This is a genomic window from Pontixanthobacter luteolus (assembly GCF_009828095.1).
GTDB lineage: Bacteria > Pseudomonadota > Alphaproteobacteria > Sphingomonadales > Sphingomonadaceae > Pontixanthobacter > Pontixanthobacter luteolus.
Genome location: NZ_WTYP01000002.1, coordinates 423,475 through 437,306, shown reverse-complemented (window position 1 = coordinate 437,306; position 13,832 = coordinate 423,475). Strand labels below are relative to the sequence as shown.

Below are 13,832 nucleotides of genomic sequence, written 5' to 3'. Positions count from 1 at the left end.
TAGTCATCGTTAATTTGGTAATATATTGCTGCTTGCGGCTTGTTACCGTTCGCGCTCGACTTCTCTCCAGCCGATATCACGGCGGCAGAAGCCGGACGGGAAGTCGATCGCATAGACCGCTTTATAGGCCGCTGCCTGAGCCTCTGTGACGTTCTTGCCGGTGGCTGTGACGTTCAGCACCCGGCCGCCGCTGGCGACAATCGTGCCATCTTCCAACCGCCTGGTTCCGGCATGAAATACCTTGGCCCCACCTTCTTCCGCGCCATCAAGATCGATGGTGCCGCCCTTCTCGGGCGTATCCGGATAACCCTTGGCCGCCATCACTACGGTCAGGGCCACATCGTCGCTCATCTTAACCGGGTCGCATGCGGCAAGCTTGCTGTCGGCGCAGGCGAGCATCAATTCGCCAAGGTCGCTTTGCAGCCGTGTCATCAGCACCTGGCATTCGGGGTCGCCGAACCGGCAATTATATTCGATCAGCTTCGGCCCTTGATCGGTCAGCATCAGCCCTGCGAACAGGACACCTGAATAGGCCATGCCTTCATCGGCCAGCTTTTTGACCGTGGGGGCGATAATTTTTTCCAGAACCTCGCCGCGCAGCATCGGGGTCAGGACCGGGGCCGGGCTGTATGCGCCCATGCCGCCAGTATTGGGGCCGGTGTCGCCTTCGCCAACCCGTTTATGGTCTTGCGCGCAGCCAAACGACAGAATGGTCGCGCCATCGGTCAGGGCAAAGAAGCTGGCTTCCTCGCCGCGCATGAATTCTTCGATCACCACTTCCGCGCCTGCTTCGCCGAACCGGCCGCTGAACATGTCGGTCAGCGCCTCTGTCGCCTCGGCCCGCGTCTCTGCAATGACCACGCCCTTGCCTGCGGCAAGGCCATCGGCCTTGAGCACATAGGGCGCATCGAACTTGTCCAGCGCGGCGGTCGCTTCGGCAAGCGACATTGTGCGGATATAGCCGGCGGTTGGGATTCCGGCCCGTTCGCACAGATCCTTGGTAAAGCCCTTGCTCCCTTCCAGCTGGGCGGCAGCCTTGCTCGGCCCGAATACCGAAATGCCGACCGCTCGCAAGCTGTCGCCAAGGCCGTCGACCAGCGGTGCTTCCGGTCCGATCACGACCAGTCCGATCTGTTTTTCCCCGCAGAATTCCAGAACCGAGGCATGATTGCCGGCATCAAGGTCGATACACATCGCATGATCGGCGATTCCCGGGTTGCCCGGTGCGGCGTAGAATGTATCGTCGTCCCGCTGTAACAGGCTGGATTGCGCCAGCTTCCATGCCAGCGCATGTTCGCGCCCGCCCGACCCCAGCAACAGGATATTCATGCCCGCTTCTTCCTTCGACAATGATGCATCTGGCGGTTTGGTAGCGCGGAGTGCGGAAGGCGACAACGCTGCGCCTCTATCGATCACCGAGATTTCGACCATGCTCAAGCGGGTTGTCGAAGATCGTTTCGGTTTCGTTCGCCTGCGCGGCGAGCTTTCAGGGGTTAAACGCGCTGCGTCAGGCCATCTTTACTGCGCGCTCAAGGATGAAAAAGCGGTCATCGACGGGGTGATGTGGCGCGGCAATGCCGGACGTCTGGGATTTCTGCCCGAGGACGGCATCGAAGTCGTCGCGACGGGCAAGCTGACCACATATGCCGGACGTTCGAAATACCAGATCGTCATCGACAGCATGGAAATTGCGGGCGAGGGCGCTCTGCTGGCGCTGCTGGAGAAAACGCGCCTCAGACTGGAAAAGGAAGGCCTGTTCGCGGGTGAACGGAAACGCGCCCTGCCGTTTCTGCCGCGCACGATCGCAGTTGTCACATCGCCGACCGGAGCGGTGATCCGTGATATCCTGCACCGTCTGGCAGACCGGTTTCCAAGTCATGTCCTGGTGTGGCCAGTATTGGTACAGGGCCAGGGATCGGCTGATCAGGTCGCCGCTGCGATCCGCGGTTTCTCCGACCTTCCGCAGCATATGCCGAGGCCCGATGTCCTGATCGTCGCGCGCGGAGGCGGTTCGATAGAGGATCTGTGGGGCTTCAACGAGGAAGTCGTGGTCCGCGCGATTGCCGATTGCCCGATACCGGTAATCTCGGCGGTGGGGCACGAAACCGACACGACACTGGCCGATTTTGCCGCAGACCGGCGTGCACCAACCCCGACTGCGGCGGCGGAAATGGCGGTTCCGGTCCGGGCGGAGCTTTCTGCCACGATTGAAGATCTCGCCTACCGCAAAAAGCGCGCGATTGGGCGCCCGGTGACGCTGGGCCGGGAACGGCTGGATGCGCGGTTGCAGCGGCTGCCGAAACCGGAAGCATTGCTGCAGCCCCAGGTGCAGAAGCTTGATGATCTGACCGATCGCCTTCGCCGTGGCCTGAAGGATCACGCAGCGAAAGGCCGCGAACGGCTCGGTGCGCTGCGTATGCCAGTGTCTGTTCTGCAGCGCGGGCTTCGGGAAGCGGAAAGCAAGCTCGCGGCCAGCCGTCTGACACCGGCGGTTATCGGGCAGCGCGCCGCACGCGATGCGGAACGGTTCGCCGCGCTTGAACGGCTCTACCAATCGCTCGATCCCAAGGCACCGCTTCAACGCGGATTCGTGCTGGTTAAGGATGTAGATGGCAATCTGGTCCGAACGCGCAAGGGTGCTGAAGACCTGCCGGGTTTCGGCATCGAATTCGTCGATGGTGTGCTGGATGCCGTTCCGGCTGCCGCGTCTTCAGCTTCTGTAAAACCGCGCAAGCGTAAGACAGCGGGCGATGAAACAAAAAACCGGCAAGATGATTTGTTCGGTTAGACGGTAATTGATAAGGCGCGATCATGTTGATGGATTCAGACACTGAGCCAGCCAAGCTGGCATTCGGACCCAATGGTTTCCGCGTGAAATCGCCGGGCAATCATGTGCTGTGCGCAGTCACGGGCGAGGCGATCTCGCTCGATGAACTGCGTTACTGGAGCGTGGATTTGCAGGAAGCATACGCCAGCGCTGAAATCGCCACCAAACGCCTGACCGAAACGGCATGAGCATGCGACCCGGCCAGCGTCTGGCCAGTCTGACGGGTGTTTTGCTTTTGGCCGGATGTAACGGCGCCACTGTCGATGCGGGCGCAGCGGATGCGGGGCAGGCGGAAATAATCCAACCTATTGCGAGCGAGGCTGCCCGCCCTTCGGCGGCACCTTCACCGGCCCCAATGCCCGAACCGGAGCCAGTTGGCCCGTCGACTTTCCTGTATGATGGCGAACTGACGCAGGGCGGCTGGATCCGCGGACAGGCACCGGGCGGAACCGTGACCGCCACTCTGGGCAGTCAGCCGCTGACACTGGATAATGAAGGTCGCTTCTTTGCCGCATTCGACCGCGATGCAGGCCCCACCGCAACTCTGGTGGCGAAGCTGGCAAATGGCCGCATGATCGAAAGCCCCTTCGCGGTCTCACCCCGCAGCTGGAATATCGAACGCGTCAATGTTGCCCGCCGTGCTGGCGGTGCCAGCGAATCGTTCATGGCACGCCGCAGGCCCGAACTTGCGCAGATCAATGCCGCGCGCAAAGTCGGCGCGGATACTCCCGGATGGAGCCAGGATTTCATCTGGCCAGTCACAGGACGCATTTCAGGACGCTTCGGATCCCAGCGGATCTATCGCGGCGAACCGGGCAGCTATCATTCGGGCATCGACATCACGACTGGCCAGAGCGGGACACCCTTTGTGGCTCCTGCGGACGGCGTGGTGACTCTGGCGACGCAGCAGCCTTTCTCGCTGGAGGGATATCTGCTGATCATCGATCACGGGCAGGGTTTGAACAGCGCATTCCTGCACAGTTCGAAGATTGCCGTGTCCGAAGGCGATGTAGTGAAACAGGGCCAGTATATCGGCAATATCGGGTCCAGCGGACGCGCCACCGGGCCGCATCTGCACTGGGGATTGAAGTGGCGCGATGCGAGGCTCGACCCGCTGCTGTTTACCGGGCCGATGCGCTGATCCAGATTGGCAGCTGAACCCATGCGTCGCTGGTTCCTGATTGCTTGCGTTGTGCTGGCATTGGCACCCGGCACATGGGTCCGGTCCCCTCCGCGCACAGACACGCGTTCGCAAGTCGTTACGGCCAACCCGCTCGAACTCGGCGCACGGCGATTCGGGCAATTGCAGCTTGCCGGGGCGTGGGAACTGACCAGCCCGAACAGCAATTTCGGCAGCTATTCCGCGCTTTTGGCGCTGGATGATGGGCGGCTGATGGCTGGAAGCGATACCGGCAAATTGCTCATAATGCCTGCGCCTGGCCAATCCGCTGCGAGGCACGATAGTGAACCTGGCACCGTGCGGATCGAGAATTTCGCGGGCAAGACCGCTTCCAAAAAGAAGCTGGTCGACATCGAATCTCTCACCCGCGATTCTACCACCGGACGTATCTGGGTGGGGTATGAAGGGATCAATTCGCTGGAACGGCTGGACGCCGACCTGACCGGCTCGAAGCTGATACGGCCCGCAGAGATGCGGCGCTGGCCGTCCAATTCCGGACCAGAGGCGATGGTGCGGCTGCGCGGCGGCTCATTCATCGTCTTGTCAGAGGGCATGGCTGCCTGGTGGAGCGGCGATTTCCCCGCATTGCTCTATGGTTCCGACCCTGTCGAAGGGGCTGTGCCGGAGAAATTCGCATTCGCCGCGCCTGAGGGTTTCCGGCCGGTCGATATGGCCCAGCTACCCGATGGCCGCGTGCTGGTGCTGGTTCGCAAGTTGAATATCGGCTTGCCGCCCAGCTTCGATGTCAGCGTGATGCTGGCTGATCCGGCGGAAATCCGAGACGCGATTGCGCAAAGAAAACCGTGGAGCGGAGAGGTTCTGGGCACGATCTCGGGCTCTGATGTTCAGGACAATTACGAAGGTCTGGCAATCGTCCCCCGCGCTGATGGCCAGCGCCATGATAAGGGCGTGACCCTGTGGCTGATTTCGGATGACAACCGCAGCGGGTTTCAGCGCACGCTTCTGCTCAAACTTAACTGGGATCTGGCGTAACGAGCCTGCCTGCGCCGCGGACAACAGAAAAGGCGCGCGAGAATCCCGCGCGCCCTTCTAAATCGTCAAACCGAACACCCCCCCTTGCGGAAGGTGTCAGCAATCAGGCAGCTTCTGCTTCCTTGACGGCTTTCTTCAGTTCGCGCTTTACCTTCTGCGCGTTCTTCGAAAGCTTTTCGTCCTTGGTTTTGAGCAGCCAGTTGTCGAGACCGCCATTGTGCTCGACAGAGCGCAGGCCGTGGGTCGATACGCGGAACTTGAAACCACGATCAAGCTTTTCGCTCAGCAGCGTTACGTTCTGCAGGTTGGGCAGGAAGACACGCTTGGTCTTGTTGTTGGCGTGGCTAACGTTGTTGCCGGTCAGGCGGCCCTTGCCGGTCAGTTCGCAAATGCGCGACATGATGTCTCTCGTTCGAATTTGGGGCCGCCAGCGAATGCCGAAGGCCAGTTAAATCTGTGGGAATATCCCGGAAAGGCGCGCGCTTAACTGCCCCTAGCCGAATCGTCAAGCATTTCACGGCCTGTATTGCAGCCCGCCTCGGCCCCGGCTAGCGCGGCGGGCATGACCCGTTGGCCGCTCCCCGAACCGATGCGACACGCTCTGGACCTGGCTAGAAGCGCCGCCGCTTCGGGCGAAGTGCCGATCGGCGCGGTGATCGTGAAGGATGGCGAGGTCATTGCCGGCGGCCATAACAGCCCCCGCGAGGACCATGATCCCACCGCCCACGCAGAAATTGCCGCGATTCGCGAAGCTGCGCGAAAATTGGGCGGCGAGCGGCTGGAAGGGTGCGAGCTGTGGGTCACGCTGGAACCGTGCGCGATGTGCGCCGGCGCGATTGCCCATGCCCGGATCGCCAGGCTTTATTATGCTGCCCCCGATCCGAAAGGCGGAGCGGTGGAGCACGGGGCGAAGGTGTTCGAACACGAACAATGCCTCCACAAGCCTGAAATTTATTCGGGAATGGGAGAGGCGGAGGCGGCAGAGCTGCTGCGCAGCTTTTTCAGAGACCGGCGCTAAAGCCCGCGCCAGATTTTCAGCTTTGCCCGGTCGTTCGGCCCGTATTGGCGGGCATTGCAGCGCCGGGGCATGAAATCCTTTCCGTAACAAAGCCGTAATTCGCGAAGCCAGCCGCGCGTATTGGCGCTGACCCCCACCGCTTCATGCGGCCAGTCGGGATTGATCCTGACAAAGGCATCGCGCAGCATCCCGGCTGTCAGCTCATCGTTGCGGGATAGCCGGTCGGCGTCCGGCCATTTGATACTGTTCCATAAAATGCGGGTGACCTTGAAATAGGTTTCGGGCCGCCGCGTCATGCAGCTGCCGTGCTTGGTCCATTGGCTGGCAATCAGCGCGGTAGAGGGCATCATGCACATGTTTCGGCGCGCCTCGACCGGGGAAACCTTGCGCTGTGTGGAGCAATATTGCGGCCATGTGCCGCGCCCGTCGGGCCACAGGCCATGCGCGACAAAGCCGAAGCGGCCGTTGCGCCCCGAACATTGCGTGCGGTGGCGTGATTGCATCTCACGTCCCTTGCAGAATTCGGGCGACCAGCTGACGGCAAGGGTATATCCGGTGACGGGCAATGGCCGCGGCCTGCCCGCAGGCGCAATTTCGGGCACGCTGACCGATCCGGGGATGCGGCATTGATAGGCCTGCGCGCTGGCGGCACTGGGGATTGAAAGCAAGATGGCGAGGAGCGCGAGCGGGTTACTCAAATATCGCAGCATTCGTGCGTCCCTTATTGCTGAACCAGTCATTCGCCTTTGGCGTAAACAGCAGAGCTGCCGCAATGAAGGCAAGGGCCATCGATGTGGACTGGAGTGCGAACATGCTGCTGGAATATCCCAACATCGCAAACAATCCAGGAAGATTGATGAGCCTGCCGAATGCGAGCAGCGCGATCATCCACCGGGCGAACCTTGCGGCGAAAAACCATACTAATGCAATCGGGATGAGCGCAACCGACAGCCGCGCAGACACCACGACAATTGTAAGATCCCGTGACCAGACGATTTCCGGGATGGTCCGCGTCAGAAGCGCCTGATGGCCGGAAATATTGGCCATCGAATACCCGAACGAAATCACTGCGGCTGTAAAAAACGCGCCCGCGAACAGGCGAATGGCAATTGGCCTCGGGCCAGCGGCCCTCACAGCGGCGTGAAATCCAGCCCGATATCGGCTGCGGGCGCACTTTGCGTCAGGCGGCCGACTGACACGTAATCTACACCGGTCGCCGCCTTGGCTTTGATCGTTTGCAGATTGATCCCGCCGCTCGCTTCTGTCGGTACGCGTCCGGCCACCATCGCCACCGCTTCGCGCAGCGTGTCCGGCTCCATATTGTCGAGCAGCAGACGGGTTGCACCCGCCTCAAGCGCGGGTTCGATCTGGTCCAGCCGGTCGACCTCGCAAATGATGGTCTCGGTGCCTGCCTCGCGGGCGCGGCGCACGGCCTCTGCCACATTACCGGCGACTAGCACGTGGTTGTCCTTGATCATCGCCGCATCCCACAATCCCATGCGGTGATTATTTCCGCCGCCCATGCGCACGGCGTATTTTTCCAGATGCCGCAGGCCGGGAATGGTCTTGCGCGTATCCAGCAGGGTGCAATCCGGATTGTCCATCGTGTCGACATATTCGCGCACCATGGTCGCGATGCCGGACAGATGCTGCACGGTGTTGAGCGCGCTGCGTTCCGCGGTCAGCATGGCGCGGGCATTTCCCGACAGGCGCATCAGGTCCGAACCGGCGGGTACCGACTGGCCTTCTGCGACCAGAATTTCGATCTCCATGTCAGGATCGAGCGCGCGAAAGAACGCCTCCGCAATCGGCAACCCTGCAACGCTGATCGGATCGCGGCTGTCCATCACGCCGGAAAAGCGGGCATCGGCTGGAATGACGCTTTCCGAAGTTACGTCATGCCCGCCGCCCGGCAGGCCATTGCCCAGATCTTCCGCGAGCGTTTCGCGCACAAATGCGTCGAGGTCGAACCCCTCCAGCGACCACTGCGTCAAATCCCTGTCTCCTTAATGTACGAAACGCGCGACGACATCGCGGTAGCTGCGCGAAACCTTAACTTCCGCCCCGGAATCGAGCACGAGGAAGCATTCGCCGTTCGTGTGCGGTTTCACCTGCCGGACCTGGTCGAGATTGACGATGGTCGAGCGGTGCACGCGCTGGAACTTGCGCGGATCAAGGCGCCGCTCCAGATCCTTCATCGTCTCGCGCAGGATCAGCGAATTGTCGCCGGTGTAGATGCACATATAGTCACCCGCTGCCTCGATATGTTCGATCGATTCGACTTCGACGCGGAAGATTTGCCCGCGGTCTTTCACATTGATCAGTTTTTCGAACCGTTCGCTGCTTTCGCCGTCACCTTCGGTGAATTCCTCGGCTGCGTCAGGTGCCACTTCCGCCAGCACGTTCATCAGCTTTTCCGCCTCTTCGGAAGATTTTTTCTCCGCCAGGCGCACGCGGATGCGTTCGATGGTGTCGGCCAGCTTGTCCTCGTCGACCGGTTTCATCAGGTAATTGACGGCATTGGCCTCGAACGCGCGGATTGCATGTTCCTGGAAAGCGGTGACGAACACGATCAGTGGCGGTTCGATTTCCATCACGCCCTTGACCACGCTGAAGCCGTCAAATCCCGGCATCTGGATGTCGAGAAAGACGACGTCGGGTTTCTGGGTCTTGATCTTGCGGATGGCTTCGCGGCCATTGGCGCAGGTGTCGATCACCTCGACATCTTCAAACGCATCGAGGCGCAGCTGGAGGCCCTGAATGGCCAGTTTTTCGTCATCGACGATTATCGCGCGGATAGTCATGTTTGGGTTCCGATCTGTCGCGAAGTCAGCGCCGGTGCGGGCATTGCGGACTTGGGGGGTGCGACCTGGGGGTTGGTGCCGGACACAGCCCGGGGGGCGGCCTGCTCGGCGTCATCTTCTGCTTTCGTAAAGGGCAATTCGATTATCACGATGAAGCCACCTGTCGGCGGCGTACGAATCTCGAACAGGTGATCATCGCCGTAAGCCTGTGCCAAACGGTCGCGAATATTTGCCAATCCGACGCCCGTTGAAACCGCACGACCCTCTCCTGTCAAAGCATCAGGGAGAATGTGGTGGCCGCCGTCGCTGGGCAAGCCCGGGCCGGTGTCCGAAACGGTGACGCGCAGCCTTTGTCCGACGAGTTGCGCCTCAAGGCTGATCTTCGCCCCTTCTTCCTGCGGCGAGACAGCGTATTTGATGGCATTTTCGACAAGCGGCTGCAGCAGCATAGCCGGCAGGCAGGCAAGGGCCGCATCCGGCTCGATGTTGAATTCGGTGCGCAGCCTTTCCTCAAACCGCATTCTTTCAATGCCGAGATAGAGTTTAAGCGTCTCGATTTCCTGTTCCAGCGTCACCGTTCCGCTGGCCTCGATCATCAGCGTGTGGCGCAGAAACGATGACAGCCGGGTCAGCATGGCGTTGGCTGGCGCAGTCTGTTTCAGCAGCACCAGCGTGCTGATCGAATTGAGCGTGTTGAACAGGAAATGCGGGTTCAGCTGATATCGCAGCATGGCCAGCTGGGCACTGGTCGCCTGCGCTTCCAGCCGTTCCAGCCGGTCGGCCTGTTCTTCCACCTGAAGGAAGAAATTGATCGCGTAATAGAGCGCCGACCACCCGCCAAGCAGGGTCAGTGGCCAGATCAGGAACCCGATGAACAGCGAAACGAAATTGCCGTCGAAACTGGCCCGCGTCAGGCTGATTACCCATGCGATGATGAAGGTGAACAGCCATACGGCAAAAGTCAGCACGACTGCGGTGCTGGCCCATGTGACGAGCGGTTTCTGCGTCATCAGACGCTGGTAGATTACCGACAGGACCAGGCTGATGGAAAAGCCTGTAATCGCCTCGATCGCGACAATGACGAGGAAGCTTGCATCCTGTCCGCCGACCAAGCCGGTGATCGCACGCAACAGGAATGCGCCGCCCCAGCCCGCGAATTGCAGGTTCCAGAACGCGCGGTTCTTGTTCTTGAAAAACGGTGTGGGTTGAAAGGGCAAGACAGCCATTCCCCCTCCTTAGCCGAAAAAGACAGAAAAGGTCACACCAGTTTTGCATCTGCGGTTTTGTATCGGCGCTGCGCACCCGCGCTGACTGGGAAGGTTTTACACTTGGATCGGCATGAGGTATTACTGAGCGCCAAGGAGAGGACTCACCAATGGATATCAAGACGGGCCAGATGCACGCAGTGGCGGAACACGCCAAATTTCGTGAGATGAAAGAGGGGACAGAGGCTGACTGGAAAATCATCCAGAAGCACTACCTCGAATTTGCTGCCGACCTGCCTGACCGGGTTCTGACCCACCTCAAGCTGCTCGAAGGCGATTTTGGCGGGTTCCCCGTGTGCCGGCTCCAGCATTCGCTGCAAACCGCGACCCGCGCGCACCGCGATGGGCGCGGCGAACGTTACGTGGTCATGGCGCTGCTGCACGATATCGGCGACACACTCGGTTCCTACAACCACCCCGATGTGGCCGCTGCCATCATCAAGCCGTTCGTGACCGAGGAAGAGCACTGGATCTGCCAGCACCACGGCGCGTTCCAGGGATATTACTTCTTCCACTTCCTGGGCATGGATCAGAATACACGCGACCAGTTTCGTGACAGCCCGTACTTCGATGCGTGCGCGGAATTCTGCGAGAAATACGACCAGGCTGCATTCGACCCGGATTACGACAGCGAGCCGCTGGAATTTTTCGAACCGATGGTGAAGCGCGTTTTTGCCCGCCCGCTGTCGTCGATGTACGTCTCGGACGACTAATCCAGGGCGATAATCCGCGCGAAATCCGCTTTCCAGTCAGCTGCACCGCGGCGGCTTTGCGACGCCAGTACGCGGGGGATTTCTGCCGCGACTGCTTCTGCCCGTTCGTCCCATCCTGAATGGGTGCGTTTGCGGAACAGGCCGCCGCCGTTTTTCGGCCCCCAGCGTTCGAGAAAGCGCACTGCTGCTGCAGGGTCGTATCCTGCATTGGCGAGTAGCCAAGGCATCAGCCGGTCGGCCTCGTCCTCCGTTTTGCGCACGTTGCGTCTGCCGCGCCCGTTGGTATCCAGCCAGCCAGCATGGCCGAGCAGATTATGCGCCAGTTCATGGGCCAGCGCGGCGGCGAATTCGTCTTCTGCATAGCCGAGGCCGGCGAAGTCGCGCCCCACTGCGATCCGCGTGCCATTGGTGCTGACACTGGACCGGCCCGAAATCAGTTCAAACCGCGAAGCGCATGCGCGTTTGCCGGTGATTGCCGCCGGACCGGGTCTGCCCGCGATCGATAATTCAACCGTGCCATCCTCAGCCAGCGAAGCGGCGATCATCGCCATTATATCGAGTTGGCGTTGCCACAAGCGGTCTTCGTCAAGAGGAAGCGCCGCCAATTCCATGCCATCGATTGCGGTCAATTCTTCAGGCGCATCGATACCGGCAAGCGCTGCCGGGCTGCGCGGAACAACCGCATGGATGAAAATATCGCCGCCAATACCGGTTTCGGCGCGCACTCTTGCCGGATCGCCATAACCGGCCGCATCCTGGATCAGCAGCCCTGTGGCGGGCTTTGTCTGGTCACAAAATGCGGCATTGCCGGTTACCAGCTTCCAGCCAATCGATTGCAGATAACTGTCTTGCTGCTGCAGGCGGCTGAAATCCTTGGAGAAATTATCCTGCGCTGTAAGGGGGGCTGAAAAACATGCGGCCGCAATGAATAATATTGCCGCCCGCCCGCGCATGATCAGGAATCCCGGGCGGCGTCGATTGCTTCCTGCAGCCGTTCTTCGCCCACCGCGCCTTCGATGACTTCGCTGCCAACGATCCAGCTAGGCGTCCCGGTGAAACCGAGATTGCGCGCCATGGTCATGTTTTGCGCCAGTTCGAAATCCGCTTCCTGAGAGGTTACGAATTGCTGCGCCAGCGCCAGATCGATACCGGCGATTGCTGCCGCGCTCATGATATTATCTTCATTGGGCGGGCCGTTGTCGAACATCGCTTCGTGAAATTCGCGGAACTTGCCCTGTTTGGCGGCGGCCAGCGCCATCTTGGCCGCAGCATCGCTGCCCTGAAAAATGGGCCATTCGCGAATGACGACTTTTAGATCAGGATTGGCGGCGGTCAGTGCCTCCACGTTCTCGCGGCTCATCCGGCAGAACGTGCATCCATAGTCGGTGAATTCAACCAGCGTGACCGTGCCGTTGGGATTGCCAAGGATCGCGCCCGGAAACGGCTTTGTGACTTCACCGGCGACGTTGGCCAGTCGCTCGTTCGCTTGCTGTTTTTCCCAGTTTGCCACCAATTCAGGCAGGATTTTCGGGTTTTCGAGCAGGTAGTCCCGCGTCTGGCTGTGACCCAGGCCGGAAATCGACCACAAGGCCGCCCCTCCAAAGCCGAAAATCAGCGACACGAGGGCGACGAGCGCAATGCTACGGGTGGACAGGTTCTGCATCTTTAGATGGCTAGCGGCGCTCTTGCTCGCGTTCAAGCTCGGCGCGGGCTTGCAAGGCGATATCCTGCGCCCTGATCCAGTCGGGCGAGCCAGTGGGCAGGCCAGCTTCCGCGAACTGTGCGCTGCGGATGGCGAGGGCATACTGGCGGCTCATCACTTGCTGTTCCGCGCTAGCGAGCCGTGCCCGGGGCATGTCGCCGCGTGCGGCATAGACCACGCCCAGCTGGTACCAGGCAAACGGGTTCAACCGGTCGCGCCCCACCGCTGCGCGCAGCACCTGCTCCGCTTCCTCGAAATGGGTTTTGTCTTCGGTTGCGATCAATGCATGGCCGAACATGGATGCGATCAGCGGTTCGCTGCGGGTCAGCACCGTCGCCTTGCGCAGCGGTTCCAGCGCCTCCACCGGCCGGCCCGATTCTAGCAGGACCTGGCCCTTCAGTTCGAGAAAATACGGATCTTGCGGATCGAGCTGGAGCAAGCCTTCCGTTTCGGAGAGAGCTTTATCGACCAGCGCGCTCTTGTGATAGGCATAGGCGCGCGCATAGCGGGCGGGAATATCCTGCCGTGTTTCCGGATAATATTGCAGCGTCTTCTTGGGTTCGGCCTGAAATCCGTAAAGCTTGGCTTTTACCCGTTCGAAACGGCGCTGAATGTCCGTGTCGTCTGGAGCATCCCATGCCGGATCGATGACATAGGTTTCGCGCAGGGTGGAAATACGGTCACCTGAAAGCGGATGCGTGCGCGAGAATGTCGCGTCGTCATTCTGCTTGATGCCGTATCGAAATTCCAGGTTCTGCAGCTTCTTGAAGAATTCCAGCGAGCCGCGCCCGGAAATTCCGGCCTTGGACAGATACTCTGCCCCGGCAGCATCGGCGGACGATTCCTGAACCCGCGAAAACGCCAGGAATTTGCCCATCGCGGCCTGCTGTCCAGCGGCCATGATGCCCATTCCGGCCTCGCCTGCCCCCGCAGCAATTGCTGCGGCGGCGATTAGCAGTGACAGGATCGAGATATTAGAGGCAGAGCTCATGCCCTCGCTGATGCGATTGACGTGCCCGCCAGTAATATGACCAAGCTCATGCGCGATTACGCCCTGAACCTCATTTGCCGTGTCCGCGGCGTTGATCAGCCCGCTGTGAATGTAGACCGTCTGCCCGCCAGCTACGAAAGCGTTGATCGATCCGTCATTGATCAGCACCACTTCGACATTGCCCGGCTCCAGCCCGGCAGCCTCGATCAGGGGATCGGCCATATCCTGCAGCAGCGCCTCAGTCTCTGCGTCGCGCAGGATCGACTGGGCTGCAACAGGCTGCGCAGCCATGGTCAGCGCCGCAAGAGCGGCCAGCAGGCGGGACAAGATGCGCATCGC

16 protein-coding genes are annotated in these 13,832 nt (G+C 60.5%); 6 read left to right on the top strand and 10 right to left on the bottom strand.

The genetic code is table 11. The annotated features are described in order from the left end of the window. Nucleotides 1-42: 42 nt before the first annotated feature. Nucleotides 43-1,329 (bottom strand): phosphoribosylamine--glycine ligase, encoded by a 1,287-nt coding sequence (purD, locus tag GRI43_RS10570; protein ID WP_160731079.1) that lies wholly within the window; start codon nt 1,327-1,329, stop codon nt 43-45. Here purD and xseA point away from each other — a divergent pair. From xseA to GRI43_RS10550, 4 genes are read left to right on the top strand one after another with little or no spacing between them, the layout of a single operon-like run. Next, nucleotides 1,328-2,788: an exodeoxyribonuclease VII large subunit gene (gene xseA / locus GRI43_RS10565; protein WP_160731078.1), complete on the top strand. Its 1,461-nt coding sequence runs from the start codon at nt 1,328-1,330 to the stop codon at nt 2,786-2,788. The two genes, purD and xseA, sit on opposite strands and share 2 nt — an antisense overlap. Nucleotides 2,789-2,811: 23 nt before the next feature. Next, entirely contained in the window at nt 2,812-3,015 is a 204-nt protein-coding gene (locus tag GRI43_RS10560) for a DUF2093 domain-containing protein (protein WP_160731077.1), read from the top strand. After that, nucleotides 3,012-3,968, top strand: coding sequence for a M23 family metallopeptidase (locus GRI43_RS10555; protein WP_420850000.1), 957 nt, complete (start codon nt 3,012-3,014; stop codon nt 3,966-3,968). The genes GRI43_RS10560 and GRI43_RS10555 overlap by 4 nt, the downstream gene beginning before the upstream one ends. 21 nt (nt 3,969-3,989) lie before the next feature. Then, nucleotides 3,990-5,000 (top strand): esterase-like activity of phytase family protein, encoded by a 1,011-nt coding sequence (locus GRI43_RS10550; RefSeq protein WP_160731076.1) that lies wholly within the window; start codon nt 3,990-3,992, stop codon nt 4,998-5,000. A 103-nt stretch (nt 5,001-5,103) separates the two neighbouring features. Here the strand turns inward: GRI43_RS10550 and rpmB are convergent, their stop codons facing one another. Then, a complete protein-coding gene (gene rpmB, locus GRI43_RS10545; protein WP_160731075.1) occupies nt 5,104-5,400 on the bottom strand; it encodes a 50S ribosomal protein L28 in 297 nt (98 codons plus the stop codon). Between the two features lie 162 nt (nt 5,401-5,562). On the opposite strand from rpmB, the gene GRI43_RS10540 reads away from it, so the two are divergent. Then, complete coding sequence (locus tag GRI43_RS10540; protein ID WP_160731074.1) at nt 5,563-6,018, top strand: nucleoside deaminase; 456 nt, start codon at nt 5,563-5,565, stop codon at nt 6,016-6,018. Here the strand turns inward: GRI43_RS10540 and GRI43_RS10535 are convergent. The 5 genes from GRI43_RS10535 to GRI43_RS10515 all read right to left on the bottom strand — a co-directional run bounded on the left by GRI43_RS10535 (nt 6,015) and on the right by GRI43_RS10515 (nt 10,048). Beyond that, nucleotides 6,015-6,728, bottom strand: a complete 714-nt coding sequence (locus tag GRI43_RS10535) for a ribonuclease T2 family protein (RefSeq protein WP_160731073.1) — start codon at nt 6,726-6,728, stop codon at nt 6,015-6,017. The two genes, GRI43_RS10540 and GRI43_RS10535, sit on opposite strands and share 4 nt — an antisense overlap. Continuing rightward, entirely contained in the window at nt 6,709-7,065 is a 357-nt protein-coding gene (locus GRI43_RS10530) for a hypothetical protein (RefSeq protein WP_160731072.1), read from the bottom strand. The genes GRI43_RS10535 and GRI43_RS10530 overlap by 20 nt, the downstream gene beginning before the upstream one ends. Nucleotides 7,066-7,148: 83 nt before the next feature. After that, on the bottom strand, nt 7,149-8,012 hold the full coding sequence (nadC, locus tag GRI43_RS10525; RefSeq protein WP_160731071.1) for a carboxylating nicotinate-nucleotide diphosphorylase: 864 nt from the start codon (nt 8,010-8,012) through the stop codon (nt 7,149-7,151). A gap of 12 nt (nt 8,013-8,024) precedes the next feature. Further along, nucleotides 8,025-8,822, bottom strand: a complete 798-nt coding sequence (locus GRI43_RS10520; protein WP_160731070.1) for a LytR/AlgR family response regulator transcription factor — start codon at nt 8,820-8,822, stop codon at nt 8,025-8,027. Further along, nucleotides 8,819-10,048, bottom strand: a complete 1,230-nt coding sequence (locus GRI43_RS10515) for a sensor histidine kinase (protein ID WP_160731069.1) — start codon at nt 10,046-10,048, stop codon at nt 8,819-8,821. Before GRI43_RS10515 ends, GRI43_RS10520 begins: the two co-directional genes overlap by 4 nt. 149 nt (nt 10,049-10,197) lie before the next feature. Here GRI43_RS10515 and GRI43_RS10510 point away from each other — a divergent pair, with 149 nt between their 5' ends. Further along, complete coding sequence (locus GRI43_RS10510) at nt 10,198-10,800, top strand: HD domain-containing protein (RefSeq protein ID WP_235903727.1); 603 nt, start codon at nt 10,198-10,200, stop codon at nt 10,798-10,800. On the opposite strand, the gene GRI43_RS10505 is transcribed toward GRI43_RS10510, so the two are convergent. The 3 genes from GRI43_RS10505 to GRI43_RS10495 are packed head-to-tail and all read right to left on the bottom strand — an operon-like array spanning nt 10,797 to nt 13,829. Beyond that, nucleotides 10,797-11,753, bottom strand: coding sequence for a hypothetical protein (locus GRI43_RS10505; RefSeq protein ID WP_160731068.1), 957 nt, complete (start codon nt 11,751-11,753; stop codon nt 10,797-10,799). The genes GRI43_RS10510 and GRI43_RS10505 overlap by 4 nt on opposite strands. Before the next feature lie 2 nt (nt 11,754-11,755). Beyond that, nucleotides 11,756-12,463 carry a DsbA family protein gene (locus GRI43_RS10500; protein ID WP_160731067.1) on the bottom strand — a complete coding sequence of 236 codons (708 nt, stop codon included), beginning with the start codon at nt 12,461-12,463 and terminating at the stop codon, nt 11,756-11,758. Nucleotides 12,464-12,473: 10 nt separating this feature from the next. Continuing rightward, nucleotides 12,474-13,829: a M48 family metalloprotease gene (locus GRI43_RS10495; protein ID WP_202391696.1), complete on the bottom strand. Its 1,356-nt coding sequence runs from the start codon at nt 13,827-13,829 to the stop codon at nt 12,474-12,476. Nucleotides 13,830-13,832: the final 3 nt, after the last annotated feature.

Excerpts from the sequence above, each read along its gene's own strand:
- xseA (WP_160731078.1), top strand. The coding sequence starts at position 1,328 with ATGCCCGCTTCTTCCTTCGACAATGATGCATCTGGCGGTTTGGTAGCG.
- purD (WP_160731079.1), bottom strand. The coding sequence starts at position 1,329 with ATGAATATCCTGTTGCTGGGGTCGGGCGGGCGCGAACATGCGCTGGCA.
- GRI43_RS10560 (WP_160731077.1), top strand. The coding sequence starts at position 2,812 with ATGTTGATGGATTCAGACACTGAGCCAGCCAAGCTGGCATTCGGACCC.
- GRI43_RS10555 (WP_420850000.1), top strand. The coding sequence starts at position 3,012 with ATGAGCATGCGACCCGGCCAGCGTCTGGCCAGTCTGACGGGTGTTTTG.
- GRI43_RS10550 (WP_160731076.1), top strand. The coding sequence starts at position 3,990 with ATGCGTCGCTGGTTCCTGATTGCTTGCGTTGTGCTGGCATTGGCACCC.
- rpmB (WP_160731075.1), bottom strand. The coding sequence starts at position 5,400 with ATGTCGCGCATTTGCGAACTGACCGGCAAGGGCCGCCTGACCGGCAAC.
- GRI43_RS10540 (WP_160731074.1), top strand. The coding sequence starts at position 5,563 with ATGACCCGTTGGCCGCTCCCCGAACCGATGCGACACGCTCTGGACCTG.
- GRI43_RS10535 (WP_160731073.1), bottom strand. The coding sequence starts at position 6,728 with ATGCTGCGATATTTGAGTAACCCGCTCGCGCTCCTCGCCATCTTGCTT.
- GRI43_RS10530 (WP_160731072.1), bottom strand. The coding sequence starts at position 7,065 with ATGGCCAATATTTCCGGCCATCAGGCGCTTCTGACGCGGACCATCCCG.
- GRI43_RS10520 (WP_160731070.1), bottom strand. The coding sequence starts at position 8,822 with ATGACTATCCGCGCGATAATCGTCGATGACGAAAAACTGGCCATTCAG.
- GRI43_RS10515 (WP_160731069.1), bottom strand. The coding sequence starts at position 10,048 with ATGGCTGTCTTGCCCTTTCAACCCACACCGTTTTTCAAGAACAAGAAC.
- GRI43_RS10510 (WP_235903727.1), top strand. The coding sequence starts at position 10,198 with ATGGATATCAAGACGGGCCAGATGCACGCAGTGGCGGAACACGCCAAA.
- GRI43_RS10505 (WP_160731068.1), bottom strand. The coding sequence starts at position 11,753 with ATGCGCGGGCGGGCGGCAATATTATTCATTGCGGCCGCATGTTTTTCA.
- GRI43_RS10500 (WP_160731067.1), bottom strand. The coding sequence starts at position 12,463 with ATGCAGAACCTGTCCACCCGTAGCATTGCGCTCGTCGCCCTCGTGTCG.
- GRI43_RS10495 (WP_202391696.1), bottom strand. The coding sequence starts at position 13,829 with ATGCGCATCTTGTCCCGCCTGCTGGCCGCTCTTGCGGCGCTGACCATG.